Annotated in this window: 22 protein-coding genes and 1 other RNA gene; 18 read left to right on the forward strand and 5 right to left on the reverse strand. The window is 30.4% G+C overall.

Features of this window, described 5'->3' with window-relative positions:
* Window positions 1–32: 32 nt before the first annotated feature.
* From ACO5J6_RS04580 to eutJ, 3 genes are all read right to left on the reverse strand, one after another.
* Window positions 33–2,996 carry a sigma 54-interacting transcriptional regulator gene (locus tag ACO5J6_RS04580; protein ID WP_485642373.1) on the reverse strand — a complete coding sequence of 988 codons (2,964 nt, stop codon included), beginning with the start codon at window positions 2,994–2,996 and terminating at the stop codon, window positions 33–35.
* A complete protein-coding gene (gene rpoN, locus ACO5J6_RS04585) occupies window positions 2,996–4,324 on the reverse strand; it encodes an RNA polymerase factor sigma-54 (protein WP_485642374.1) in 1,329 nt (442 codons plus the stop codon). Before rpoN ends, ACO5J6_RS04580 begins: the two co-directional genes overlap by 1 nt.
* A gap of 126 nt (window positions 4,325–4,450) precedes the next feature.
* Entirely contained in the window at window positions 4,451–5,284 is an 834-nt protein-coding gene (eutJ, locus tag ACO5J6_RS04590) for an ethanolamine utilization protein EutJ (RefSeq protein ID WP_485642375.1), read from the reverse strand.
* Between the two features lie 742 nt (window positions 5,285–6,026).
* Between eutJ and ACO5J6_RS04595 the strand changes: the two genes are divergently transcribed.
* From ACO5J6_RS04595 to ssrA, 14 genes are all read left to right on the forward strand, one after another.
* On the forward strand, window positions 6,027–6,989 hold the full coding sequence (locus ACO5J6_RS04595; protein ID WP_485642376.1) for a hypothetical protein: 963 nt from the start codon (window positions 6,027–6,029) through the stop codon (window positions 6,987–6,989).
* 38 nt (window positions 6,990–7,027) lie between these two features.
* On the forward strand, window positions 7,028–7,705 hold the full coding sequence (locus tag ACO5J6_RS04600; RefSeq protein WP_485642377.1) for a hypothetical protein: 678 nt from the start codon (window positions 7,028–7,030) through the stop codon (window positions 7,703–7,705).
* Window positions 7,706–7,735: 30 nt separating this feature from the next.
* Window positions 7,736–8,416 (forward strand): hypothetical protein, encoded by a 681-nt coding sequence (locus tag ACO5J6_RS04605; protein ID WP_485642378.1) that lies wholly within the window; start codon window positions 7,736–7,738, stop codon window positions 8,414–8,416.
* A 30-nt stretch (window positions 8,417–8,446) separates the two neighbouring features.
* Window positions 8,447–8,659, forward strand: coding sequence for a hypothetical protein (locus ACO5J6_RS04610; RefSeq protein ID WP_485642379.1), 213 nt, complete (start codon window positions 8,447–8,449; stop codon window positions 8,657–8,659).
* 313 nt (window positions 8,660–8,972) lie between these two features.
* The gene (locus ACO5J6_RS04615) at window positions 8,973–11,099 is read left to right on the forward strand and encodes an anaerobic ribonucleoside triphosphate reductase (protein ID WP_485642380.1); all 2,127 of its coding nucleotides are present in this window, start codon (window positions 8,973–8,975) and stop codon (window positions 11,097–11,099) included.
* Between the two features lie 35 nt (window positions 11,100–11,134).
* On the forward strand, window positions 11,135–11,686 hold the full coding sequence (nrdG, locus tag ACO5J6_RS04620) for an anaerobic ribonucleoside-triphosphate reductase activating protein (RefSeq protein WP_485642381.1): 552 nt from the start codon (window positions 11,135–11,137) through the stop codon (window positions 11,684–11,686).
* Window positions 11,687–12,188: 502 nt separating this feature from the next.
* Window positions 12,189–12,989 (forward strand): DNA/RNA nuclease SfsA, encoded by an 801-nt coding sequence (gene sfsA, locus ACO5J6_RS04625; protein ID WP_485642382.1) that lies wholly within the window; start codon window positions 12,189–12,191, stop codon window positions 12,987–12,989.
* A 124-nt stretch (window positions 12,990–13,113) separates the two neighbouring features.
* Complete coding sequence (gene yajC / locus ACO5J6_RS04630) at window positions 13,114–13,371, forward strand: preprotein translocase subunit YajC (protein WP_485642383.1); 258 nt, start codon at window positions 13,114–13,116, stop codon at window positions 13,369–13,371.
* Between the two features lie 127 nt (window positions 13,372–13,498).
* A complete protein-coding gene (locus ACO5J6_RS04635) occupies window positions 13,499–14,557 on the forward strand; it encodes an N-acetylmuramoyl-L-alanine amidase family protein (protein ID WP_485642384.1) in 1,059 nt (352 codons plus the stop codon).
* Between the two features lie 36 nt (window positions 14,558–14,593).
* A complete protein-coding gene (locus ACO5J6_RS04640; protein WP_485642385.1) occupies window positions 14,594–15,169 on the forward strand; it encodes a chemotaxis protein in 576 nt (191 codons plus the stop codon).
* A 43-nt stretch (window positions 15,170–15,212) separates the two neighbouring features.
* Window positions 15,213–15,791 (forward strand): bis(5'-nucleosyl)-tetraphosphatase (symmetrical) YqeK, encoded by a 579-nt coding sequence (gene yqeK, locus ACO5J6_RS04645; RefSeq protein ID WP_485642386.1) that lies wholly within the window; start codon window positions 15,213–15,215, stop codon window positions 15,789–15,791.
* 24 nt (window positions 15,792–15,815) lie between these two features.
* Complete coding sequence (rnr, locus tag ACO5J6_RS04650) at window positions 15,816–17,948, forward strand: ribonuclease R (protein ID WP_485642388.1); 2,133 nt, start codon at window positions 15,816–15,818, stop codon at window positions 17,946–17,948.
* A 6-nt stretch (window positions 17,949–17,954) separates the two neighbouring features.
* Window positions 17,955–18,401, forward strand: coding sequence for an SsrA-binding protein SmpB (gene smpB / locus ACO5J6_RS04655; protein ID WP_485642390.1), 447 nt, complete (start codon window positions 17,955–17,957; stop codon window positions 18,399–18,401).
* A 180-nt stretch (window positions 18,402–18,581) separates the two neighbouring features.
* Window positions 18,582–18,920, forward strand: a transfer-messenger RNA (tmRNA) gene (gene ssrA / locus ACO5J6_RS04660).
* 85 nt (window positions 18,921–19,005) lie between these two features.
* Here ssrA and ACO5J6_RS04665 read toward each other — a convergent pair.
* Window positions 19,006–19,569, reverse strand: a complete 564-nt coding sequence (locus ACO5J6_RS04665; protein ID WP_485642392.1) for a DNA-3-methyladenine glycosylase I — start codon at window positions 19,567–19,569, stop codon at window positions 19,006–19,008.
* Window positions 19,570–19,587: 18 nt separating this feature from the next.
* Window positions 19,588–20,004 (reverse strand): pyridoxamine 5'-phosphate oxidase family protein, encoded by a 417-nt coding sequence (locus tag ACO5J6_RS04670; protein WP_485642394.1) that lies wholly within the window; start codon window positions 20,002–20,004, stop codon window positions 19,588–19,590.
* A 228-nt stretch (window positions 20,005–20,232) separates the two neighbouring features.
* Between ACO5J6_RS04670 and ACO5J6_RS04675 the strand changes: the two genes are divergently transcribed.
* The 4 genes from ACO5J6_RS04675 (at window position 20,233) to ACO5J6_RS04690 (ending at window position 23,938) form a co-directional block, all read left to right on the forward strand.
* Window positions 20,233–21,141 carry a DMT family transporter gene (locus ACO5J6_RS04675; protein ID WP_485642396.1) on the forward strand — a complete coding sequence of 303 codons (909 nt, stop codon included), beginning with the start codon at window positions 20,233–20,235 and terminating at the stop codon, window positions 21,139–21,141.
* 140 nt (window positions 21,142–21,281) lie between these two features.
* Entirely contained in the window at window positions 21,282–22,289 is a 1,008-nt protein-coding gene (locus ACO5J6_RS04680) for a phosphate/phosphite/phosphonate ABC transporter substrate-binding protein (protein WP_485642398.1), read from the forward strand.
* Window positions 22,290–22,359: 70 nt separating this feature from the next.
* Window positions 22,360–23,112 carry a phosphonate ABC transporter ATP-binding protein gene (gene phnC, locus ACO5J6_RS04685; RefSeq protein WP_485642400.1) on the forward strand — a complete coding sequence of 251 codons (753 nt, stop codon included), beginning with the start codon at window positions 22,360–22,362 and terminating at the stop codon, window positions 23,110–23,112.
* 25 nt (window positions 23,113–23,137) lie between these two features.
* Window positions 23,138–23,938, forward strand: a complete 801-nt coding sequence (locus tag ACO5J6_RS04690; RefSeq protein WP_485642402.1) for an ABC transporter permease subunit — start codon at window positions 23,138–23,140, stop codon at window positions 23,936–23,938.

Below are 23,938 nucleotides of genomic sequence, written 5' to 3' on the forward strand. Positions count from 1 at the left end.
TTTGCCTTTATATAAAGCAAGAACCGTGCCAACTAATTGACCGGTTCTGTATTTTTACATAATATTTTTAAGATTTCTTCTTTTGTCTTTGCATTTCTTATTGTATTTACTGTGTTTTCATCTGATATTATTTTATATAGCTGTTCAAAATATTTTTTTGAGTTTTCATTTAAAGCTAATAAAAATACAATATCAGCCATATTCGCTCCGTCCCATATTACGGGTTTGTCCAATTTTGTTATGAAAATACACGGTTCATTGACAAATCTGCTTTCTCCATGAGGTATTGCTATACCGCCATTCAGATAAGTAGCGACTGAACTTTCTCTTTTATAGACACTTAGTAAAAATTCATCCTTTACCATTCCTTTTTCTTTCATTTTACCAATCATTGTATCTAATATTTCCTCTTTATATTTCAAGTCGCTCAGTCGGATAAAATCTGTATTCAGTATTTCGTATAAATTATTTTTATTAAAAGCAATTTTTCTTTTCAAAATTTCTCTTATTTTTTTAATTCCTTTAAGCTGATAGGCTTCTTCAATGGAAATAAAATCCAGATTGTTTATTTTTTCATCGGTTTCAAACGTTCCGATAACTGCCAGGATCTCGTATTTTCTGTTTAGCTGTTTTATTATTTCTTCGGTGTTTTCTCCTTCAATGTATCCTTTTGTTATTATTTCCACTTCATCCAGAACACTTTTCAGTCTTTCACTCAAATGATTTTTTAAGTTCTGTGCGGCTCCTTGCCCTGTTATACAGAGGCAGAGTATTATTTTCTTTTTTTTCAATCCGTTATTCTTTTCAGTCCTTGTATTTTTTTCATCTATTTCGGCTGCTATTTCTTCGATATTCTCGGACGTATACAGGACTTTTCTCATACATTCTATGACCATTAGTGTGTCAACTCTGCCTATGATTTTTACATTTATACCTGTTCTTTCCTTGATTTTTTCTTCAAAATTGAGCAGCGAACCCATATCTGCCAATATAATGCAGCCTTTTCCCCTGTCAATCTGTCTGACTAGATTTACAGTTTTTTCAAACATATACTGAGGTGTATCCGAAAAGTCCATTTCCAGCCCGATTGCATATTCCTCATTTAAAACTCTATTTGCAACATCAGCCATACCTGTCGCCACTTTTCCGTGCGATAGGACAATCAACCCTATTTTTTCATTATATTTACTGTTTTTTCTAAATTCTTTCAGATACATTGCGATAAGTCCTATTTCTGAAAGAGGAAAATTCAGATAGCATTTTTCATTTATTATTTTCAGCATTTTTTCTGCTATTTTCATTTCGGCTTCATTACTTATTTTGAAATTTTCCGAAACAGATACGTTAATCTGTTTTCCTTCCTTTATTCTGTCAATAGACGTTTTTATATGAACTGAAAGGGGGAACACAATCTGGGAATTCAGGTCCGGAAAGCTTATCTTTGCCAGCTCATAAGCTTTTACGACCGATTCCAAAACTTCCTCTCCTACTATCTGCTGCAATTCCTTATAGTTGAATTCTTTTTTATTGAATTTCATGATGTTTTCGAGAAATTCTTTTTTTACTTCCTCTTCCAAGAGAATATTTATTTTTTTAATTTCTATTCCTTTTTCTTTCAGCTCATCATACTTTTTTTCTATTTTCTGATATATATTTGAATTTCCTATTTGGGAAATATTTTTATTTGAAATTCGTTTATTGTTTTTATCGGGTAAAATGACGTATTCGTCTTCTAACAGGTTTTTAATTTTTAGATTCAGTCTTCTTCTTGAAACGTCTATAAAAAATTCTTTTTTTATTTCTATTTCTTCTTTATTTTCGATTTTTGACTCTAAAAATGCTTTGGCACAGCTCACCTGAATTTCGGATTTCAGTTGACCTATATTTCCGGGATAGACTACTTCCAGAAAATTTTCTATTACTTCCTTTTTTATGCGTATTTTCTTTTTCAGTCTCAGACTTTCTTCGTATAGGAAATATTTTATAAGTTCGAGTTTTTCTTCGGGAGTTCTTTCATTTAAAGGAGGTATTTTTATACTCATAGGTATTCTTCTTCTGAATGTCAGGAGTAAGGCACTGTCAGGAGCTTCCGTAGTAGCCGCTATAATCATTATTTTACTTTTTCTGTCTGTATTCACTTCTCCAAGTCTGCGATATCTCCCTTTGTCCATAAGGGAAAACAGGATTTCCTGTCCTTCAGAGGGGAGCCTGTGTATCTCATCTAAAAAAAGAATTCCGCCGTTACATAATTCGACTATCCCTTTTTTATCCTCATCGGCACCTGTAAAAGCTCCTTTGGAATATCCGAAAAGCTGGGAAATTAATAATTGAGGATTATCGGCATAGTCTGCACAGTTAAACTCAAAATAAGGGGCATTATCGGAAAAATTGTCGGTAATTATCGCATAAGAGTGGGTCAGTTCAGCCAGATAGCTTTTTCCTACTCCCGATTCACCGTAAATTATAGTATGCAGTCCTTTCGGAGGATACATTACTGCCGCTTTCAGTTTATCAATACTATTTTTTAGACTTTTATCATAACCTATAAATTTTTCAAAAATATTTTCCTCATTTTTTGCAGGTTTTATTATTTTTTTAAAATTTTTTCTTTCATTTTCAGCCATTTTTTTATAATCGTGGATTATCTTATCGCTTTTTATTTCTTTTTCGGACATTTCGGTATAATCGGAAATTATTTCACTGTATACCCTATCTACAGCATATTTTCCGATATTATATCCTATTTCATTCAATTTTTTTGTCAATTTTCTGTTTGATATTTTTCCTTCTTCTTTCAGGATTATTCCAATATCCTTTTTTAGTCTGTCCGTATTTCTTTCTCTCGAATTTAAAATTTTTTGCTCTATTCTGATTTTAGTTATGATTTCTCTGCTTGTTTTCAATTTTTCAGAAATTTCTTCATCGGTCAGAGGATTTCTTTTATCCTCTTTTTCAATTATATTAATAATTTTTTCCACTATTTCAGTTTCTTTCATTATTTTTCCCTGCCTATTTTTCTAATATTCTTATTACCTATTTTCAGTTCTTTCCTGTATTTTGAGACTGTTCTTCTGGAAATTTCTATTTTATACTTTTCATTAATGTATTCAGAAATTTTTTTATCACTGTATACGCTATTATTTTCACTTTCTTTCTTTATAATTTCACTGATATATTTTTTTATGGTTATGGAACTTATATTATTTTTTTCTCCGTCAATCATTTCTTTGGAAGTATATCCTGTTGAAAAAAAAGATTTCAGGGCTGTCATTCCTCTTGGCGAATCGAGATATTTATTTTTCACCGCTCTGCTTATGGTTGATTCATGGACATTCATTTCCATGGCAGCATCTTTCTGCCTTATAGGGATGATTTCTCCTTTTTTTTCAAAGTACCTTATCTGTCTGTTCAGAATAAACTTTCCTATCTCATATAATGTAGAGTTTCTTTTTTCAATGCATTCCCTTATAAAATTAATTTTTTTGATTTTTTCATTTAAATATTCTTTTATTTCCTTATCTTCCGATTTTTCGGCAAGGATTGCATATGTTCTGTTTATTCCTATACTTTTATATATTTTTTCATTTAGCTCTATTTCCCATTTGCCGCTTTTCTTTTTTATAATAATATCAGGAAAAATATATTCCGTTTTCTCATAAGGATTTTCTTCTAACGGTTTTAATTTTAATTTTTTTATTATACTAATGTATTCAAAAAATTTTTCTTCGGATACATTCAATTTGTTGCATATCATTGCTTTGTTTCCTATATTTTTCAGATAAATTTCTATTAATTTCATAAGTTTTGTGTCTTTTATTCCTTTTTTATACAACTGGTATTTAAAGAAATCTTTCAAATTCCTTGTGCCTATTCCGTTAGGTTCAGTTTCTTTTACCAAATTCAGTATATAATGTACTTTTTCTTTGTTACAGTTCAGTTTTTTGGCTATTTCCTTTATCTCAATATTTAAAAAACCTGTTTCATCGACAGAATCCAATATATAATCTAAAATTTCGTTTTCTTCGGAAGAAAAAGCCGTATTATCTATCTGTAGTTTTATATTCTGTATAAAATCTTCTCTTGTTTTTTGCCGGGGTATATCTTTTCCGCTAAAAATATCCAAATTTTCTGATTTCTGTCCGAATTTTGAAAAAAAATATTCCTCATTTTCTATTTCCAATAGGGGATTTTCTTCTTTTTCCGCTTTTAAAAATTCAAACAGTTCAAATTTATTCATTTTTAAAAACTTTAAAGAGCTTAAATGTTTCTGCGAAAATTTCTGTTTTATTTTCAGACTGTTATTTAATTCCTGCTTTATTCTCATTTTATCTTCCCCCTTTTTTCTCTGTCTTTCTTCTCTGTTTACCTGATTATATTATATATCAGTTTTTATTTCAAATAAAAAAATGACAGATTATACTGTCAATCTATCTATTATATCTATCAAATATTACCCCTGTTTACAGCTTAATGCAATTCCTAACGGTGTTACAAACATAGGATTTTTAGGTTTTGTAGTCTTTATCCCCGTTTTATTTTCTATAATTTTTTCTATCCCGTCGAGACATGTTGTTCCCCCTACAAGGCAGATTTCATCTACTTTATAATCTTTTATATGCTTTTGAACTATCGAAGCCACTTTTTCAATTACAGGAACTAAAAGTCCAAAGACTTCGTCATAATTTTTTTTATTCCTTTTAAAAAGCTCCGCTTCTTCAAAAGACATACGGTATGCTCCTGCTATTACAAGGGAAAAGTGTGTTCCTCCTGTAGCTTCATCGGCAATATATACTACTTTGCCATCCTTAAATACTGAAATTCCTGTAGTTCCTCCCCCTACGTCGACGATAACTCCATTCTGAATTTGCAATGCTTCATTGGCGGCAGTAGACTCATCTGAAAGGTTCGTCAGCTCAAAGCCTGCAGCTTCTACAACATTTTTTACAGCTCCCCCGTCAATTTTTTCAGTTCTGGGAGGTATTGCTGCGGCTGCATAAATTAGAGTAACTCCCAATTTTTCTTCTATTTCTTCTTTCAGTTCCCTGACAATTCTTACAGCTCCTATATAATCGACAACCATTCCGTCTTTTACAACATTGGCATATCTATAAGCTCCTGCCACGGGTTTTTTGTTTTCATCAAGTACAGCAAGGACGATACATGATGTTCCCAAGTCTACTCCCGTATAGTAAGCTGAAGTTTTTTCCTTTATAGGGTTTTTTATGACTTTTTCAAATTCTTTCACTAATTTATTACAATAATCATAAGTTATTTTTTTGCTCATATTTTCTCCTGTTTTCTGTTTATTATTATTTTTTTATATTATTTTTTCAGTAACTCTGTTGTCTTTAAAAATTTGGATTATAAATTTTAGCTGTAAATCCGATTTTATTTTGTTTTATCAGAGTTCTGTAAATTATAGCAGAAATTAATAAATTCTGCAATTCATACAGCAGTTGTATTCCCAATTTTTAGAATAGCCCTATAAAATATAAGATTAGAAAAAACATAAAATAAAAAACTGTTAAATATTGGCAAATAAACTATTGTTTTTTAATGTTTATTTTTGTTGAAAATGATTTTATTTTAGATAAAATCCTGATAGATAAAATTTCATATATTGAAATATCCTTATTTTCAAAAAATTGAACTTGAAATATATAAAATATTGTGTTATATTGAAAAAAATAACATTCAGTATTTTGCAAAAATAATAAATCAAAAAACTAACATAGAACTAACATACATAGATAATGATAGATAAATATTTTTATTAATTTATTATATTATTCACTTGATAAAGTATAATAAATAAATTTTTCTAAGAAATATAATCCAAATACTTGTTTTCAAAAAATATATTTTGATATTCTATATATATTTTCTGATAAAATACTTTAAAAATAGGATATTTCAAAATATTTTATTTATATTTTTAAGAAAGGAGGTAAATTTAAGAAAGTAAGATAAAAAAATCTTAGAAACAAAAAAGTTTAATATAAAATAGAAAGGGAGATGATATAATTATGGCAGAACTTTATGATTTAGAAAGCAACACATTAATTAATAATCCAAATAACCGAGCTGTAAATTCGACGGATATCCAATCAATATATGAAAAAGTGATAACAATCGGTATGGAAGATGAAACTATAAAACGGGTTTCTAAAAATGGACAGCTTTATTATGAAATAAAAGAACCAATAGTTTATAAAAACCCTGATGATAAAGTAAAAGGAAAATTTGTTTTAGCAGAAATTGACGGACAATATAGATTATTTATTGTAAGGAAAGATAAAAAAGCTGTTGCTGTACCTTTTGGAGAATTTATAAGTCAAGAAGGAAAATCCGTTTTTGACTACATAATCAAAAATAAACCAATGGACAAAGCTGTTTTTACACATGTTCATTTTAGAAGTGATGAAAAAAGTCATTATATGACTAAAAATGAAATGAAAAAGCTGACAAAATATTATTCTGTTTTCAATAATTCTCAAAAAGTAGGAGAAGCTATATTAAAATATTTGAAAGAGGGAGACCAGACATTGGATCAGGTCGCGGATATATGGTCAGGTTCAGGAGAAAATAAATATAATTTTTGTCAGGAAATACGTGCCCATGCACATTTATTATTAAATACCGAACAGGCTGCTAAGTTTTTAAAATTTGGAAATTTTATTAAATATCAATATGAGGAGGAAAAACAAAATTTTATGGAAGCACTTGCAAATTCATTTAAATTGAAGTTTCCTGATTTTTCGCTTATTAAAAAAAATATTGATAAATTTTTGAATAATATAAAGATTTTTGATGAAAAGCATTATAATTCCGCCGGAATGGCTGATATGTCAAGAGAAGATAAAGGAAAGTCGGAGAAAATTATTATGGATTTATTTTGGGGAGAAAATAGTGATGAAGTAAAACAAAAAATTTTGGATATTTTTGATAAATCGGAAGAACATAAAACTAACCCCGGTCGTTCCCGTTAATTCAATATTTTATATAAAGAATTAAAAAGGAGCAAATAATGAGAAAAAAATTAGAAATATTACTTATTATAATATTATCAGCTATTTTAATGTTTCTTCTTCCCATTTTTATTTATACTTTTATGCAGAAACCGCAGTCCAAATTTGTAATAGCAGGACTGGAAAAAGTATATAACAGTAAAGATAAAACTATTGATGATTTATGTCGTGATTATTATGAATTATCTTATTATTATAAGGAAAATAATATTGAATATTATAGAAAAATAGTATTAAATAAAATGTCTTCTAACTTTTGGACAGGAATATTTATAAGTGATATTAATGATAATTATAAAAAGGAAATGATTTATTATAAAGACGGAAAATATTATGAATCCGATACTGATAAAGAAAGAGAAGATTTAAACAAAATGATGAGACCTTATTTTCAAAATGATATTTTCAGTTATGATGAATTTGAAGTTGAAAATGAAGTAGATGATTTTGGACCTCCACCTGTTCCTGCATTATATGCAAAATACAAAGACAATAAGTCATTTAATGATTATTTTTCTAAAATTGGTGGAGTAACTAATGAAAATGAAAATATAATTATATATGCAAAATATCAAAATGATGATAAAGAACCGATAACTTCCCGAGGCTATTTTGAATTGTATCTTGAAAGAAAACATGAATATTTAGTAGAAAGTTGCCTTTTAAAAGATTATTGATAGATAATATCAATAAAACAGGAGCAAATAATGAGAAAAAAATTAGAAATATTACTTATTATAATATTATCAGCTATTTTAATGTTTCTTCTTCCAATTTTTATCTATTCTTTTATGTATAAACCACAGTCCAAATTTGTAATAGCAGGACTGGAAAAAGTATATAATAACAAAGATAAAACTATTGATGACTTATGTCGTGATCATTATGAGTTATCTTACTCTTATTACAAAGATAATAACAGATACTATAAAAGTATAACTTTAAATAAAATGTATTCTAACTTTTGGACAGGAATATTTATAAGTTATATTAATGGAAAAGTTGATAAGGAAGAAAGAATTTATTATAAAAATGGAAAATATTATGAATCCGATACTGATAAAGAAAGAGAAGATTTAAATAAAATGATGAGACCTTATTTTCAAAATGATATTTTCAGTTATGATGAATTTGAAGTTGAAAATGAAGTAGATGATTTTGGACCTCCACCTGTTCCTGCATTATATGCAAAATACAAAGACAATAAGTCATTTAATGATTATTTTTCTAAAATTGGTGGAGTAACTAATGAAAATGAAAATATAATTATATATGCAAAATATCAAAATGATGATAAAGAACCGATAACTTCCCGAGGCTATTTTGAATTGTATCTTGAAAGAAAACATGAATATTTAGTAGAAAGTTGCCTTTTAAAAGATTATTGATAGATAATATCAATAAAACAGGAGCAAATAATGAGAAAAAAATTAGAAATATTACTTATTATAATATTATCAGCTATTTTAATGTTTCTTCTTCCCATTTTTATTTATACTTTTATGCAGAAACCGCAGTCCAAATTTGTAATAGCAGGACTGGAAAAAGTATATAACAGTAAAGATAAAACTATTGATGACTTATGTCGTGATCATTATGAATTATCTCATCTTTTCAGAATAACTCTATAAAATATAAAATTAAAGATTATTAAATATTAGTAAACAGACTATTATTTTTTAATCTTTATTTTTTGTTAGAAATAATTTTTATTTCAGATAAAATCTTGGTATATAGAGTTTTATAGATTAAAATAGCCTTATTTTTAAAAAAATCAGCTTGAAAAACACGAAATATTGTGTTATATTTTAAAAAATAAACAACATATAGTATATGATGTGTTACAAAAAATAAAAAATCAAAGAACAGAAGAAAAGAAACTGAAGAAAAAATTATGACTAATAAATCATCGTCAAGTTAAGAAAATATCAGGAGGAAATCATAATGCAAATATCCGAACCATTGAAAAATATAATTGACGGAATAATAACTGTCGAAAAAAATGATATAAATAATGAAAATGCAAATATGTCTTCCATGACACCGGCAGGGCAGATGATGAGATTTGCAAGTGAGGTTTCCAAAATGTATGCTTTGGAAAATCTGATTTCACCCAAATTTTCTGAGGCACATCGGAAAGGGGAAATACATATTCATGACCTTGACTATTATCCGAGCAAGACTACTACATGTCTTCAGTATGATCTGGCCGATATGTTTGAACACGGTTTTCAGACAAAGCATGGATATATCAGGGAAGCTAAGAGTATAAGTACTTATGCAACTTTAGCCACAATCATTTTTCAGACAAATCAGAACGAGCAGCATGGAGGACAGGCTATACCTGCATTTGATTTTTATATGGCAAAAGGAGTGTTGAAATCGTTCCGAAGACATTTCAGATATAGAATTTTGAGCTTTCTCTCCCTTGATTATGTTGATGAAACAAATAAAAAAGTAAAATCTTTTATAAATGAAAATATTCATACAATATTGCCTGATGACAATGCTGCACAAAAAATATCCGAACATCTGAATATTGAAAAATCACAGATTAAAAGATTACTGGAAATCGCCTATGATGACACAAGACTTGAGACTTATCAGGCAATGGAGGGATTTCTGCATAATCTGAATACTATGCATTCCCGCGGAGGAAATCAGGTCGTATTTTCATCAATCAACTATGGAACCGATTATTCCGAAGAAGGAAGAATGGTAATAAGAGAGCTTTTAAAAGCGACTGAGGACGGTCTCGGGAAAAGAGAAACTCCTATATTTCCAATACAGATTTTTAAAGTAAAAGAAGGGCTTAGCTATTCGGAAGAAGATTATAATTTTGCAATGGAAAATATTGAAAAAATCGATGATATGTTGGACGGAAAAATAAAATTTCAGACACCAAATTTCGATCTTTTATTACTGGCGTGCAGAACTACGAGCAGAAGATTGTTCCCGAATTTTCTGTTTTTAGATACTTCTTTCAACAGTCATAAGTTATGGGATATAAATGACCCTCTCAAATATAGATATGAAGTAGCTACAATGGGTTGCAGAACAAGAGTATTTGAAAATCTGAATGGAGAAAAAAGCAGTTTGGGACGAGGAAATTTGTCATTTACAAGTATAAATTTTCCGAGAATAGCCGTTCAGACGAGAAAAAAAGTTGAAAATATGATAAATACAATGGTTTTCAGTAATGAACAGGAAAAACAGGATAAGAAGAATAAGCTGCTTGCAGGAGAATTTCAGACAAAAGTAAAGGAAATGACTTATTTTGTGGCGGAACAACTGCTTGAAAGATATAAATTCCAGCAGACGGCACTGGCAAAACAGTTTCCTTTTATGAGGGCTAATAATTTATGGAAAGGAATGGCAAAAGCTGACCCGAATGAAGAATTATACGATATTCTGAATACAGGTTCATTAAGTATAGGATTTGTAGGCGGTGCCAATGCGATGTATGCTCTTTTTGAGACAGAACATGGCAGCAGCAGTTTAGCTTACAACACTCTTTATGATACAGTGGAAATGATGAATGAAATAGCCGAAGAGTTGAGAAAAACATATAAACTGAATTATTCTATTTTGGCAACTCCGGCGGAAAGTCTGACGGGAAGATTCCTGAAAATTGATAAAAAAGAATTTGGAGAAATCGAAAATGTAACGGACAGGGATTATTATGTAAATTCTTTTCATATTGATGTGAGAAATAAGGTGGGCATATTTGAAAAAATTAAGAAAGAGGCACCTTTTCATAAGCTGACGAGCGGAGGACACATTACATATGTGGAACTGGACGGAGAAGCAAGAAAGAATTTGGGAGTAATACTGAAAATAGTAAAAACAATGAAAGATAGTGAAATCGGATACGGCTCCATAAATCATCCTGTAGATAGATGCAGAACATGCGGAACGGAGACTATAATATACGATGAATGTCCTGTTTGCGGAAGTCATGATATTTCCAAAATAAGAAGAATTACAGGGTATCTTACGGGAGATCTGGATTGCTGGAACAGTGCAAAAAAGGCTGAAGAAAAAGATAGAGTAAAACATGGATTGAGATAAAAATATTGGGAAAAAGTAAAAGGAAAGTGATTTTTATGGGTATAAAAAATGATTTCAGTTTAAGAATTTTAAAAACTTTTAAAGAAACAATAGTGGACGGAGTAGGTTTCAGATATTCCCTCTATTTTTCAGGCTGTATCCATAAATGTCCCGGCTGTCATAACGAAAAGTCTTGGAATCCGAATAATGGAGAGCTTGTAACTTATGAAATGCTTGAAGAAATTGCAAAAGAAATAAATGAAAATTCTATTCTGGACGGAATTACTGTCAGTGGCGGAGACCCTCTGTATAATCCTGTGGATATGCTCAAAGTGTTGAGATTTTTAAAAGAAAGAACAGGGAAAAATATATGGCTCTATACAGGATATACCCTTGAGAGTATAAAACTTGATAAAGACAGAAAAAAATGCCTTGAGTATATTGACGTATTGGTTGACGGGCCTTTTATAAAGCAGTTATATGCTCCTGACCTTGAATTTAGAGGAAGCAGCAATCAGAGAATTATTAAAAAATCAGAATTTAAGAATTACTTTTCTGAAGAAAACAGCAGTTTTCAAAAGAATATAATAAATAATGCAATGCATTAAAATCAGTCTGTTAATAGTAAAATATATTAAAATACATTTATTTAATAAAATTTTGCTTAGTAAAAAATATAAAACGGTTACTTATAAAGAAAAAATAATAAAATAGCCAAAAATTTGAACATATTATTTTTTCTACCTGATGTTTTATGTTTTTTATAGTAAAATTTCAATAAATTTTATAAATGTATTTTTTTGTTTGTATTTCATTCGTGTTTAAAATGTAAAAAATACTTGATAAAGATATAAGTATGGCATATAATGATTGTGTAATAAACAGGTTATGTGATATATATATAATATAAATAAATATAAGGCGAATGAACATGATAAAATTAAATATCAAAAATAAATGTGAGTAAATAAACACGAATGAATAAATATGAGATAATTAAGTATAAAAAAATCTTGATAAAAAATAAAGAAAAGAAGAAAAATAAGAAAAATAAGAAAAAATAAAAAAGAAAAAAACAAATGAAAAACAGAAAAAATATCGGAGAAAAAAATGATAAAAGGAAGTAATGATAAGAATTGTAATAAAGAAAGTATTTATACGATAGACTACGATAAAATCGTAATTTTTAAGGAAAGAATAAAAAGGTTTACGGTAACTTTTGATTTTAAAAATAATTCTTCCTATAAGGATAAGAAAAATTTTTATGAAGATGATGATGAAAAAAATGATAGGGAAACTGAAAATACAGCTCATTTGCATAATTCAGGGAGATTGAAAGAGCTTCTTGTGAAAGGAAATGAGCTGTTTATAAAAAAAGCTGAAAATAAGGACAGAAAAACAAAATGGGATGTTGTTGCAGTAAAAGCGGGAGAGGAGATAATTCTTTTAAATTCCGCTTATCATAGATATATTGCAGAATCCATACTAAAAAATGAAAAATTGTCCCCTTTTGGAAAAACTCTGAATATAAAGCCCGAAGCCAAATATGATAAAAGCCGTATAGATTTTTATCTGGAAACTGAAAAAGATAAAATATATCTGGAAATAAAAGGCTGTACACTGATAGAAAATAATATTGCCACTTTTCCGGGAGCACCGTCCGTACGGGCGGTAAAACATCTAAATGAGCTTATAAAGCTGAAAAAGGAGGGACTCAGAGCGGCGGTTATAATTCTTGTATTTAGAAAAGCCGAGAGTTTCAGACCAAGACACGAAATGGATATGGAGTTTGCGGAAGCTTTTTATAATGCGAAAAGAAAAGGTGTGGAAATTTATGTGATGTTACTAAGCTACAGAAATAAAAAAATTTATTTTGAGAAAAAATTGAAAATTTTGAAGAAAAGTTTTTAATAGAAAAAAATTGAACAAAAGAAAAAACAGTTTCTATTAAGGGTTTGGTTTGTATATGATTGAACTATAAATAAAACTGTGTTATAATACAAAACAGGAATATTATTTTTAGAAGGAGAAAAAAATGGAAATTTTTCAATGGATTGTAATATATATCGTTATAATAGCAGTATTTCTTGGACCGACTTATCTGTCCAACAGAAAGAAAAAACAGCAGCAGAAAGCTATGCTGGAAGCTCTGAAAGTAGGAGATAAGATAGTTACAATCGGAGGTATAACAGGGACTGTGGCGGCTGTGTTGACTGATACTGTGGAAATTAAAATTGATAAAAATGTAAAAATGACTATAATGAAAAATGCCGTTTCAAGTGTTTCAAAATAACGTTTTTAAACAATTTTACCGAACTTACGGAGTAAATGGCTGAATAGCAGTATTTAAAATATTACTTGCCTACCTTTTAAAATCGTGTAATTATCTTCGGCAAATGATAAAAAATACAGGAGGAAAAATGAAAAGGATTTTTATACTGATGTTACTTTTGATGAGTACAGTTGTATTCTCGGAAACTTTGGAAAAAGTAACTTACAGAAATGGAGTTTATACTGCAACATTTAAGGAGAAAAAAGGAATAGGAGTGAGAGCCACTTATAATCAGGGACAGTCAGTATTATCGCTGGATTTTCAGAATGTAACAGTGAAAAAAAACATACCGAGTACTTTGAAAGTAAATGACCAGTATTTGGATACAGTAAGTATTACTGAAGTAGCAGGTATTTCCACTATTTCATTTTATCTGAAAGCAGGAACTCAATATAAAATAATAAGCAGGAATGGCGAGATTCAGGTAACATTTAGCGGACAAAGCGGACAGAAAGGTAACAGCACGGTTACTCAACCTCCAAAAAATACTTCGTCAGGTAAAAAGAAAAAATATACTATTGTTGTTGACCCGGGACATGGAGGAAAAGATAACGGAGCGTCAGGAAACGGATACAGGGAAAAAGATTTGGCATTGGCAATAGCAACAAAATTAGCTAATAATTTAAGAAAAGATTATAATGTTATAATGACGAGAAGTACGGATGTATTTATACCGTTATCTACAAGAGCGAAAATAGCAAATGACGCTAATGCGGATTTTTTTGTAAGCATTCACCTGAATTCGGGAGGAGCTTCGGCTAACGGAGCGGAAACTTTCTACTATTCCAAGAAAGAATCTGCCTATGCCGCAGAAGTTGCAAAATTTGAAAACAGCGTAGACGGAAATTACAACGACGTACCGCTTTCAGATTTTATAATAAATGACATTTTTTATAGAATAAATCAGCAGAAGAGTGCCTCTGTTGCCACAGATGTTTTGGATAGTATAGTTTCCAACTTTGGATTAAGACGTAGAGGAGTTTTTGGAGCCAATTTTGCCGTACTGCGTGGAACAAATGCACCTGCGATACTTGTTGAAGTAGGATTTATAACTAATTACGGCGATATAGAACAGTATTTGAGCGAATCAGGAAAAGATAGACTTGCTTCAGGGATAGCCAATGCTATAAGAAAACACTTTAATTAATGCTGGATATCAAAAATTTAAAAAGAGGTGTCAATTATGGGGAAAGATACAGTAACTAATAAAACGGTAACTAATGATACGGACAGAAATAATAACAACGAAAAAATCAAGAGATTTTTAAAAAAAAATGCTTTAATAATTGTCCTGATTTTACTTTCGGCAGGAGCAATAACTGCTAATTATTATGATAAAAACAATTCAAAAACTATAAATGTTACTGTGGATCCTAAGCTTGCTGAAAAGTCGGTATCGAGTGGAGAACAGACTCAGAAAATACAGATTTTTGTGTATAATTCGGGAACGAAAGCTGTTGAAACGAAAGAAGTTTCTATTCCTAAACAACTGAATGTAATTGAAGGAGATTTTATAAATGAAATTATAAAAGAATCACCTTATATAACAAAAGAAATGAAATTTCAAAGTGCCTATACTTTAAATGTTGATGATAAAAATACGACTATTATCAAGCTGAATGCACAGTTTGAAGGGTTGAAAGCTGATAAGACACTATTTGACGGATTTTCACAGGCAGTAACGGATACAATAATGAAAAATTTTCCTAATGTACAGGCTGTTTCCATACAGATAGACGGAGAAAATGCAGTACAATAAAGAATGATTGAGTATAGAAGATAAAATCAGGGGTAGTTTTATTATGGAAATAAATATTGATAAAATTAAAACAAATGTAAAAAAATATCTCGACGAAAAAAGATATAATCATGTGGAAAGAGTTGCCGTCGCAGCAAAAGAGCTCGCTGAAATTTATAACGTTTCAGTGGAGGAAGCCGTTGCAGCGGCATATCTTCACGATGTAGCCAAATTTTTTGAACTTCCTGTTATGATAGAACTGACTAAAGGGAAATATCCTGAAATTGAAGACGAGATGTCAAAGACTACAGCGATATTGCACGGATTTGCAGGGGCGGAATTTATAAGAAATAATTATGACTTATTCGGAATCGACAATGAGGAAATTTTAAATGCAGTAAAATATCATACAATCGGAAGCAGAAATATGAGCACTCTTTCAAAAATAATTTATTTAGCGGATGCTATTGAAGCAGGAAGAACATGGGACGGTGTAGAAAAAGTCAGAGAGCTTGCCAAAGTTGATTTGGATAAGGCTCTCGTATATGAGATAAAGATGAAGCTGGAATATCTGTTATCAATGGAAAATCTCATACATCCCAATATTATTTTATTCAGAAACTCTTTAATTTACAAAAAATAGTAAAATAAAGTTAAGGAGGGTTAGATGAAAGAACTAAATTATTTAAAAAAAATACTAAAAGACCATGAGCTGACATTTCAGGAAATAATTCAAATGCTCGAATGGTCTCCAAAAAAAAGAAAATTATATAAACAGATACTTTCTTCATGGGAAGATGAAGGAGAAATTTATTTAAAAAGAAACGGTAAATATACTCTTCCTGAAAATGCCGGACTGATTAGAGGAGAAATATCCATTTCAGGCGGGAATTTCGGGTTTTTAGATGTGGTCGGAGAAAGCAGCATTTTTATTTCCGGCCACTATTTAAATACAGCAATGAACGGAGATACGGTTTTAGTGAGAATTCTTAAAAATAATACGAATTCGAATAAAAGTCGTGAAGGGGAAGTTTATAAAATAGTAAGACGGGCAAGAGATGTCATTGTAGGAGTATTTGAACATAATCTAAGCTTCGGTTTTGTAAGACCAAAAAATTCAGTGAAGGATATTTATATCCCGAAAAAGAAAATAAAAGGAGGCAAAACAGGGGATTTAGTCGCAGTAAAGATATATTTCTGGGGAAATGATGAGAAAAAACCTGAAGGAGAAGTAGTGAGTATTTTAGGGGATCCTCAAGATACGGAAGCTCTAATATCAGCTCTCCTCATAAACAATGGAATACAGGAGAAATTTCCCAATGAAGTAATTAAAGAAACGGATAAAATAAATGACGATTTTTCGGAAGAGATTGAGAAAAGAAGAGATTTAAGACATCTTGATATTATTACTATTGACGGGTCGGATGCTAAAGATTTGGACGATGCGGTCTATGTGGAAAAGACGGACACGGGATATAGGCTTTTTGTAAGTATCGCAGATGTTTCCTATTATGTAAAGAGCGGAAGTGAACTCGACAGGGAAGCATTAAAGAGGGGAAATTCCATATATCTTGTAGACAGAGTGATACCTATGCTGCCGAGAAAACTGTCAAATAATCTGTGTTCGTTAAATCCTGATGAGAATAAGCTTACATTCACTGTAGAAATTGAGTTTGACAGTAACGGTAAAGTTGTAAAAAATGATTTTTATAAATCGGTAATAAAATCGAAATATAGAATGACTTATTCGGGTGTAAATAAAATCCTTGAAGGTGATGAAAAACTTATAAAGGAATATTCAGGAATATATGAAATGCTGAAAAATATGCTTTCCCTTTCAAAATTTTTGAGACATATAAAAAAACGGAGAGGAAGCATTGATTTTGAGTTGCCCGAAATAAAAGTAATCCTTGATGAAAATAAACTCGTAAAAGATATAGAGCTTCGTTCGAGAGGTGAAGCTGAAAGGATAATAGAAGATTTTATGGTAGCAGCCAATGAAGTTGTTGCTGAAAAACTTTTCTGGGAAGAAATACCGGCTATATACAGGGTTCATGAGGATCCTGATAAGGCTAAAATAGCGGCATTAAACGAAACGCTTGTAAAATTTGGCTATCATTTGAAAAACCTTGAAGAAATGCATCCGGGAAAATTTCAGACGATTATAGACAGGACAACAGGGCTTCCTGAAGGCTATTTGATTCATAAGCTTATTCTAAGGGCAATGCAGAGAGCAAGATATGCGAATAAAAATCTTGGGCATTTTGGACTTGCTTCAAAATATTATTTGCACTTTACTTCGCCGATAAGAAGATATTCCGACCTTGTAGTACACAGAATGCTGGATAAATCCATAACAAAGTTTATGAAAGAAAAGGAAAAACAGTCATATTTTGAAAATCTTGATACTGTGGCCTCGATTATTTCAAAAACTGAGAGAGTTGCCGACAAACTTGAAGAAGACAGCGTGAAAATAAAACTGATAGAATATATGCAGGATAAAATAGGAAATATATATATTGCGAGGCTTAGCGGTATGAATAAAAATAAAGTCTTTATGGAACTCGAAAATCATATTGAGGTCGTTTATAATGTCCTTACTTCAAGAGATAATTTTGTATATGACGAAGAAAATTTTAAAATTACGGATAAGAAAAATAATATATCCTATACAATGGGAAACACCATGAAAGTCATAGTTACAGGAGCTTCCTATCAAAAAATGGAAATAGAAGTAATTCCATATGTGGAAAACATTCAAAATATTCATGAAATAGAACTTGAAGAAAAGGAGGGATAGGGGAAAATGGTATTAGCAAGGAATAAAAAGGCTTTTCACGACTATTTTATAGAAGATAAGCTTGAAGCGGGAATAGAACTCGTAGGGACAGAAGTGAAGTCAGTAAAAGCAGGAAAGACAAGTATAAAAGAAAGTTTTATAAGGATAATAAAAAATGAAGTTTTTATAATGAATATGCATATTACTCCTTATGAATTCGGAAATATACATAATAAACCTGAAGCAAGAGTAAGGAAACTGCTTTTGAACAGAAAAGAGATAGAAAAATGGTCGGCTAAGATAAAAGAGCAAGGATACACGATAGTTCCGTTATCGGTATATACATATAAAAGACTGGTAAAAATGGAGATAGGCCTTGCTAAAGGGAAAAAACTTCATGATAAAAGGGAAACGCTGAAAAGGAAAGATCAGGAAAAAGATATGAAGAAAATTCAGAAAAGTTTTGGGAGATAAAATCAGGAATAATGAAATGAAAATAATAGTTTTATTATAGTGATTAAGATATTGTATTAATAAGAAGATAAGTATAGAATTTAAAACTATATTTGTTGTTTAATATAGATTTTTCAAATCATTTATGTTATAATTATTTGATATAAAGTTTCCATATCTTAATCATTAGTAATTAATTACGGGAATGTTTTGGTTTCGACAGGATATAAAGCTTGTTATCGGCAAGTAAGCGGGAGCTTTAAAATCCAACTTAAATATAATCGGAAACGATAATTACGCATTAGCTGCCTAAGTCGCAGCTCGTTACTTTAAGAAATCGCCATTTTTCTTTTAGATAACGTCATTTTAATGGCTCACTCGGATGTATGATTATATCATTTGAGGACATTATATAATCTCGCCGTTAGACTTTTGTCTGTTTAATATCTTTTCGGTTAAAGCGATAAATAGACTAAACTTGTAGATGATAGTAAGAACTTTGTATTTTGGACACGGGTTCGACTCCCGTCATTTCCACCAAAACGAAAATAAGAAGAATAAATAATAAAATTAAAAAAAGCAATATATGAATTTTAAAGAAATCAATATTGCTTTTTTATATTTGTTATTCTTTTGTTTTATAAGGACAGCTTGCCAAATGGTCATCAATGATGCCTATTGCCTGCAAAAAAGAGTAAATAATTGTAGAACCTATAAATTTAAATCCTCTTTTTTTGAGGTCTTTACTTATTTTGTCGGATAATTCGGTAGTGGCAGGAACTTCCGATAAGTCTTTCCATTTGTTTATAATTCTTTTTTTGTCAGTAAATCCCCAGATATAATCTGAAAAGGAACCGAATTCTTTCTGTATTTTCATAAATGATACAGCATTTGTTACAGTAGAATTTATTTTCAGCTTATTTCTTATAATCCCTTCATTTTGCATAAGTTCATTCAGTTTTTTTTCGTCATATTTTGCAATTTTTTTATAATCAAAATTATCAAAAGCTTTTCTGAAATTTTCTCTTTTCTGTAAAATTGTATTCCAGCTAAGTCCGGCTTGAAATCCCTCGAGTATGAGCATTTCAAAAATGTATCCGTCATTATAGGACGGTACTCCCCATTCCGTATCATGATAGAGAATGTCCTTTTCTCCTTTTGCCCAGCCGCAACGGTTATGGTTATCCATAGTTGCTAATCCCTCCTTTTATAAAGTAAATATGTGAATTTCTTGATTTTCAAGAGTAACAGTTACTTCTGAAAGAGGAATTTCAAATAAATCCAAAGCATCGCCAAAATTATCGATAATAAATTCCATTTTAGGATTTTTAGCTATAAATGCTTCTTTTACATCATATACAGTTTTATTGCTTTTTCTAATTTGCCCCTTTCCTCTGACATATTTGCTTTCAGTTTTTGGAATAGTTGTAAAAGCAATATTACTGTTTGATGAAAATTCTAAAATTTTTTGACTATCCTTACGGGAGCCTAAAAATAAAGTTTTTGTTTCTTCACAATAAAAGAAATTTGTAATTCTTACATTAGGAATATTATTCACTGAAGTTGCCAGAGCGATTTGTTCCTGTTCTTTCATTATACTGTTAAATTCATTTTTTATATCCATAGATTTTCTGTTCCTTTCTTTTATTTAAAGATTAATAGTATAATATCAGAAAACAGGAAATAATGTCAATATGCAGTTATATCAAATTATAGAGTATTTGCTGTAAAGGGTTTTAGAATTTATAAATCGAAAATTCGGGATACTAAATAATTTTTATAGAAAATTCTACTCAAAATTGATATAATAGGTTAGATTTAAAAAAAGGAGTTAAGGAAGAAGGGATTGAGATTGAAAAAGATTAATCTTAGGTTTGATGAGAATATAATTTCGCAGCTACTGGCTTTTACTGCCGTATTTTTATGGGCAGTATCGATAATATTTACAAAACTGGGAACGAAATACTATGATTCCACAACTCTGGCAGTTTTAAGGTATACATTTACTTTCTTTATGTTGATAATATTTATGGTTGTAAAGAAGATAAAATTTCCTGCATTAAAGGATATCCCGATATTTTTTTTAGCAGGATTTACAGGCTTTGCTTTTCATATGATAACTTTTAATAAAGGAGTAAGCTGTCTGACTTCTGCAACTTCGAGCATACTTTTAGCATGTGCTCCTATTTTTACATCAATATTATCCGTCCTTTTTTTAAAAGAAAAGATAAATCTTTACTGCTGGATTTCGATTTTTATTTCCTTTTTGGGAATAATCATACTCACATTATGGGAAGGGGTTTTTTCTTTTAATGAAGGGATTTTCTGGATGTTACTTGCCGCCTTTCTGTTAGCAGTATACAATATAATGCAAAGAAAATTTTCAGACAAGTATTCGGGAACATCTTCTTCCATATATTGTATGCTTACAGGAGCAATTCTGCTGGCTATTTATTCGCCTGCTTCCCTGCTGGAAATTCCTAAAATGAATATAAATCAGTTTATTATAATATTTTTCTTGTCGTTTTTAGCGAGTGTGATAGCCTATATTTGTTGGGGAAAAGCTCTTGTTATGGGAAACAGTACAGGAGAAATAGCAAATTTTATGTTTTTGGGACCTTTTATATCAACTTTAACAGGGATAGTCTTTCTGAATGAAAAACTCACATTGTCAACAGTTATAGGAGGAACTGTAATATTAACGGGAATAATAGCTTTTAACAAGTTCAAGAAAAATAATAATATAAAAAAGAATGTATAAAAATATAGAATATAATATAAAACGTGAAAATAAAATTTAAATTAAAAGTGTAGAAAAAAATTTTAGAAATTGATATACTAATAATGGTAATTTACAAATTAATGAATAAAAAAATATTTATGAATAAAGGAGAAAGACAAATGAAAAAAAATATATTGAAAATATTTGTAATAACTTTAATATTAACAATAGCATTAAGTTGCGGAAAAATGAGTAAGGACGGAGTTGCCGAATACGATACCATAAAAGTGGTGTTTTTGCCTAATGAGTCCAATGATTCACTGAAAAAATCCCGTGAGGAATTTGCCAAAGCCATAGAAAAGGCTACCGGGAAAAAAGTCCAGATAGTAACGACTACAGACTATAACATTGCGATAGAAACTATAATTTCGGGAAAAGCACAGATAGCATATATAGGAGCAGAAACATATCTGAATGCAAATGACAGAAATAAAGATGTTCAGGCTGTACTGACAAACGCAGGAGAAAGCGGAACTATAAAAGACGCCTTATATTACAGTTTTATAGCGGTCAGAGGAGAAGATGCCGAGAATTATAAAAGTGAAAACGGCTATGATTTGAAAAAAATAAAAGGAAAAACAATGGCTTTTGTTACAAATAATTCAACATCAGGATTTGTAATACCTGCCAAAGCTATAGTAAAAGAGTTTGGATTAAAAGATACGGATGAAGTGCTGGAAGAAGGCAAAGTATTCTCAAAAATAGTTTTCGGAAGTTCCCATCCCGGGACACAGATAACTTTATTTAAAGGAGATGCTGATGTGGCTACATTTGCTATTCCGAAAGCATTTACAATTTATGAGCTGGTTTCAGGGGAGGAAAACAAAGTAGGAGCGACTTATAAAGTAAAACAGGGAGCAGTTTCACCTTTTGGAGATTATGCAGGTAAAAGTTTTACTGTCATAAAATCGATAGCAGTGCCTAACGGGCCTATTGTATTTAATGTGAAAGTACTGTCGGAAGAAGACAGAAAAAAAATAATAAAAGGACTTTTGTCTAAAGAAGTAACCGACAATCCATATATTTTCAGTCCTAAAACAAGTAAAGTAAGAGGACTGTTCCTGAAAGAAAATAAAAATACAGGATTTGTAGAAGCTAATACCGAATGGTACAGACAAATTCAGTAAGAATATCAGTAATAATAGAAAGTATTTTTTATGTTTCAGGAGAAATTATCGAGGATACGAAAGGAAATTTATGCTTTTAAAAGTAAATAATGTTTCGAAACAGTATTCAAATGGGATAAAAGCACTGTCAGATGTTTCTTTTGAAGCTGATAGAGGGGAATTTATATCTGTTGTGGGACCGTCAGGTTCAGGGAAATCAACATTACTTAGAACATTAAACAGATTAGTGGATGTAACAGACGGTAGCATAGTATTTGAAAATATACAAATTGAAAAACTCAAAGGAAATGAAATAAAAAAATTAAGAAGAAAAATTGGAATGATATTTCAGAACTACAATTTAGTGGAAAGACTTACAGTTATAGAAAATGTCCTGCACGGAAGGCTCGGATATAAATCCGTGATAACAGGGATTTTAGGAATTTATACTGAAAGAGAGAAAGAAGAGGCTTTTGAACTACTGGATAAAGTAGATATGGGCAAGTATGCCTATCAGAAATGTAGTGAATTAAGCGGGGGACAGAAACAGAGAGTAGGTATAGCGAGAGCATTAATGCAGAAACCTCTGCTGCTTCTCTGTGATGAGCCTGTCGCTTCTCTTGACCCGAAATCTTCGGAAAGGGTAATGAATTATCTGAAAAAAATTACTGAGGAAATGAATATAACATCCATTGTAAATCTTCATCAAACAGAGATTGCCAAAAAATATTCCGACAGAATAATAGGTCTAAATCAGGGGAAAAAAGTATTTGACGGGAAAATAGACATATTCACTGATAAAATAATGGAAAAAGTTTACTCAGGTGATTATGAAATACTTTAATAAACAATTATGAGGGATTTTAACAATGATAGAAAATAAAATAGGAAAAGATATTTTTAAAAGGAGACTTCAGTCAAAAATAATATTTATAGTACTGTTTATATTATTATATGCTGTTTTTGCAGGAATTTTAGGTTTTAAAGGGGAAGTCAGTTTTTTATCAATACCTGAAGGTATAATATGGCTATTTAAAAATTTTATTCCTACAAAAAATTCTTTGAAATATTTGCCTTTAATATTAAAATCTGCTGTTCAGACATCATTAATGGCAATAACTGCTACAACTGTTTCAGGTTTTTTCGCACTGATTATGGCTGTAATAGGCTCAGAAACTGTAGGTCTGAATAAAATTACGAAAATTTTTACAAAAATAGCGGCACTGTTCTTCAGAAATATTCCTGTGGTAGCTTGGGTTATAATATTGCTGTTCTCATTTAAACAAAGTGAATTTACAGGATTTCTCGCCCTGTTTTTTGTAACTTTCGGATATTTGATGAGGGCATTTACCGAAACTATAGATGAAGTTACAGGAGATATTGCAGAAGCTTTAAAATCAACGGGAGCTTCGTATTTTCAGACAGTATTTCAGGGGATAATACCGAGCATAGCTACACAGCTTATTTCATGGCTCCTTTTTTATATAGAAAACGGGGTTAGGGAAGCAACATTGATAGGAGTATTGACAGGTACAGGGATAGGATTTGTATTTGATCTGTATTACAAAAGTAACAGATATGACGGAGCAGGATTAGTTATCTTTGTTATCATTATAATTGTTACAGGAATAGAACTTCTATCAAATAAAATAAGAAAAGAAATGATGTAA

This window comes from Pseudoleptotrichia sp. (assembly GCF_057270515.1).

What these genes read in the sequence shown, in the direction of transcription:
- ACO5J6_RS04615 (WP_485642380.1), top strand. Translation starts at nt 8,973, where the DNA reads ATGCAAATATCCGAACCATTGAAAAATATAATTGACGGAATAATAACT.
- smpB (WP_485642390.1), top strand. Translation starts at nt 17,955, where the DNA reads ATGGTATTAGCAAGGAATAAAAAGGCTTTTCACGACTATTTTATAGAA.
- sfsA (WP_485642382.1), top strand. Translation starts at nt 12,189, where the DNA reads ATGATAAAAGGAAGTAATGATAAGAATTGTAATAAAGAAAGTATTTAT.
- ACO5J6_RS04610 (WP_485642379.1), top strand. Translation starts at nt 8,447, where the DNA reads ATGAGAAAAAAATTAGAAATATTACTTATTATAATATTATCAGCTATT.
- ACO5J6_RS04580 (WP_485642373.1), bottom strand. Translation starts at nt 2,996, where the DNA reads ATGAAAGAAACTGAAATAGTGGAAAAAATTATTAATATAATTGAAAAA.
- ACO5J6_RS04680 (WP_485642398.1), top strand. Translation starts at nt 21,282, where the DNA reads ATGAAAAAAAATATATTGAAAATATTTGTAATAACTTTAATATTAACA.
- rnr (WP_485642388.1), top strand. Translation starts at nt 15,816, where the DNA reads ATGAAAGAACTAAATTATTTAAAAAAAATACTAAAAGACCATGAGCTG.
- ACO5J6_RS04665 (WP_485642392.1), bottom strand. Translation starts at nt 19,569, where the DNA reads ATGGATAACCATAACCGTTGCGGCTGGGCAAAAGGAGAAAAGGACATT.
- ACO5J6_RS04600 (WP_485642377.1), top strand. Translation starts at nt 7,028, where the DNA reads ATGAGAAAAAAATTAGAAATATTACTTATTATAATATTATCAGCTATT.
- ACO5J6_RS04670 (WP_485642394.1), bottom strand. Translation starts at nt 20,004, where the DNA reads ATGGATATAAAAAATGAATTTAACAGTATAATGAAAGAACAGGAACAA.
- ACO5J6_RS04640 (WP_485642385.1), top strand. Translation starts at nt 14,594, where the DNA reads ATGGGGAAAGATACAGTAACTAATAAAACGGTAACTAATGATACGGAC.
- ACO5J6_RS04595 (WP_485642376.1), top strand. Translation starts at nt 6,027, where the DNA reads ATGGCAGAACTTTATGATTTAGAAAGCAACACATTAATTAATAATCCA.
- ACO5J6_RS04635 (WP_485642384.1), top strand. Translation starts at nt 13,499, where the DNA reads ATGAAAAGGATTTTTATACTGATGTTACTTTTGATGAGTACAGTTGTA.
- rpoN (WP_485642374.1), bottom strand. Translation starts at nt 4,324, where the DNA reads ATGAGAATAAAGCAGGAATTAAATAACAGTCTGAAAATAAAACAGAAA.
- ACO5J6_RS04690 (WP_485642402.1), top strand. Translation starts at nt 23,138, where the DNA reads ATGATAGAAAATAAAATAGGAAAAGATATTTTTAAAAGGAGACTTCAG.
- yajC (WP_485642383.1), top strand. Translation starts at nt 13,114, where the DNA reads ATGGAAATTTTTCAATGGATTGTAATATATATCGTTATAATAGCAGTA.
- phnC (WP_485642400.1), top strand. Translation starts at nt 22,360, where the DNA reads ATGCTTTTAAAAGTAAATAATGTTTCGAAACAGTATTCAAATGGGATA.
- yqeK (WP_485642386.1), top strand. Translation starts at nt 15,213, where the DNA reads ATGGAAATAAATATTGATAAAATTAAAACAAATGTAAAAAAATATCTC.
- eutJ (WP_485642375.1), bottom strand. Translation starts at nt 5,284, where the DNA reads ATGAGCAAAAAAATAACTTATGATTATTGTAATAAATTAGTGAAAGAA.
- nrdG (WP_485642381.1), top strand. Translation starts at nt 11,135, where the DNA reads ATGGGTATAAAAAATGATTTCAGTTTAAGAATTTTAAAAACTTTTAAA.
- ACO5J6_RS04605 (WP_485642378.1), top strand. Translation starts at nt 7,736, where the DNA reads ATGAGAAAAAAATTAGAAATATTACTTATTATAATATTATCAGCTATT.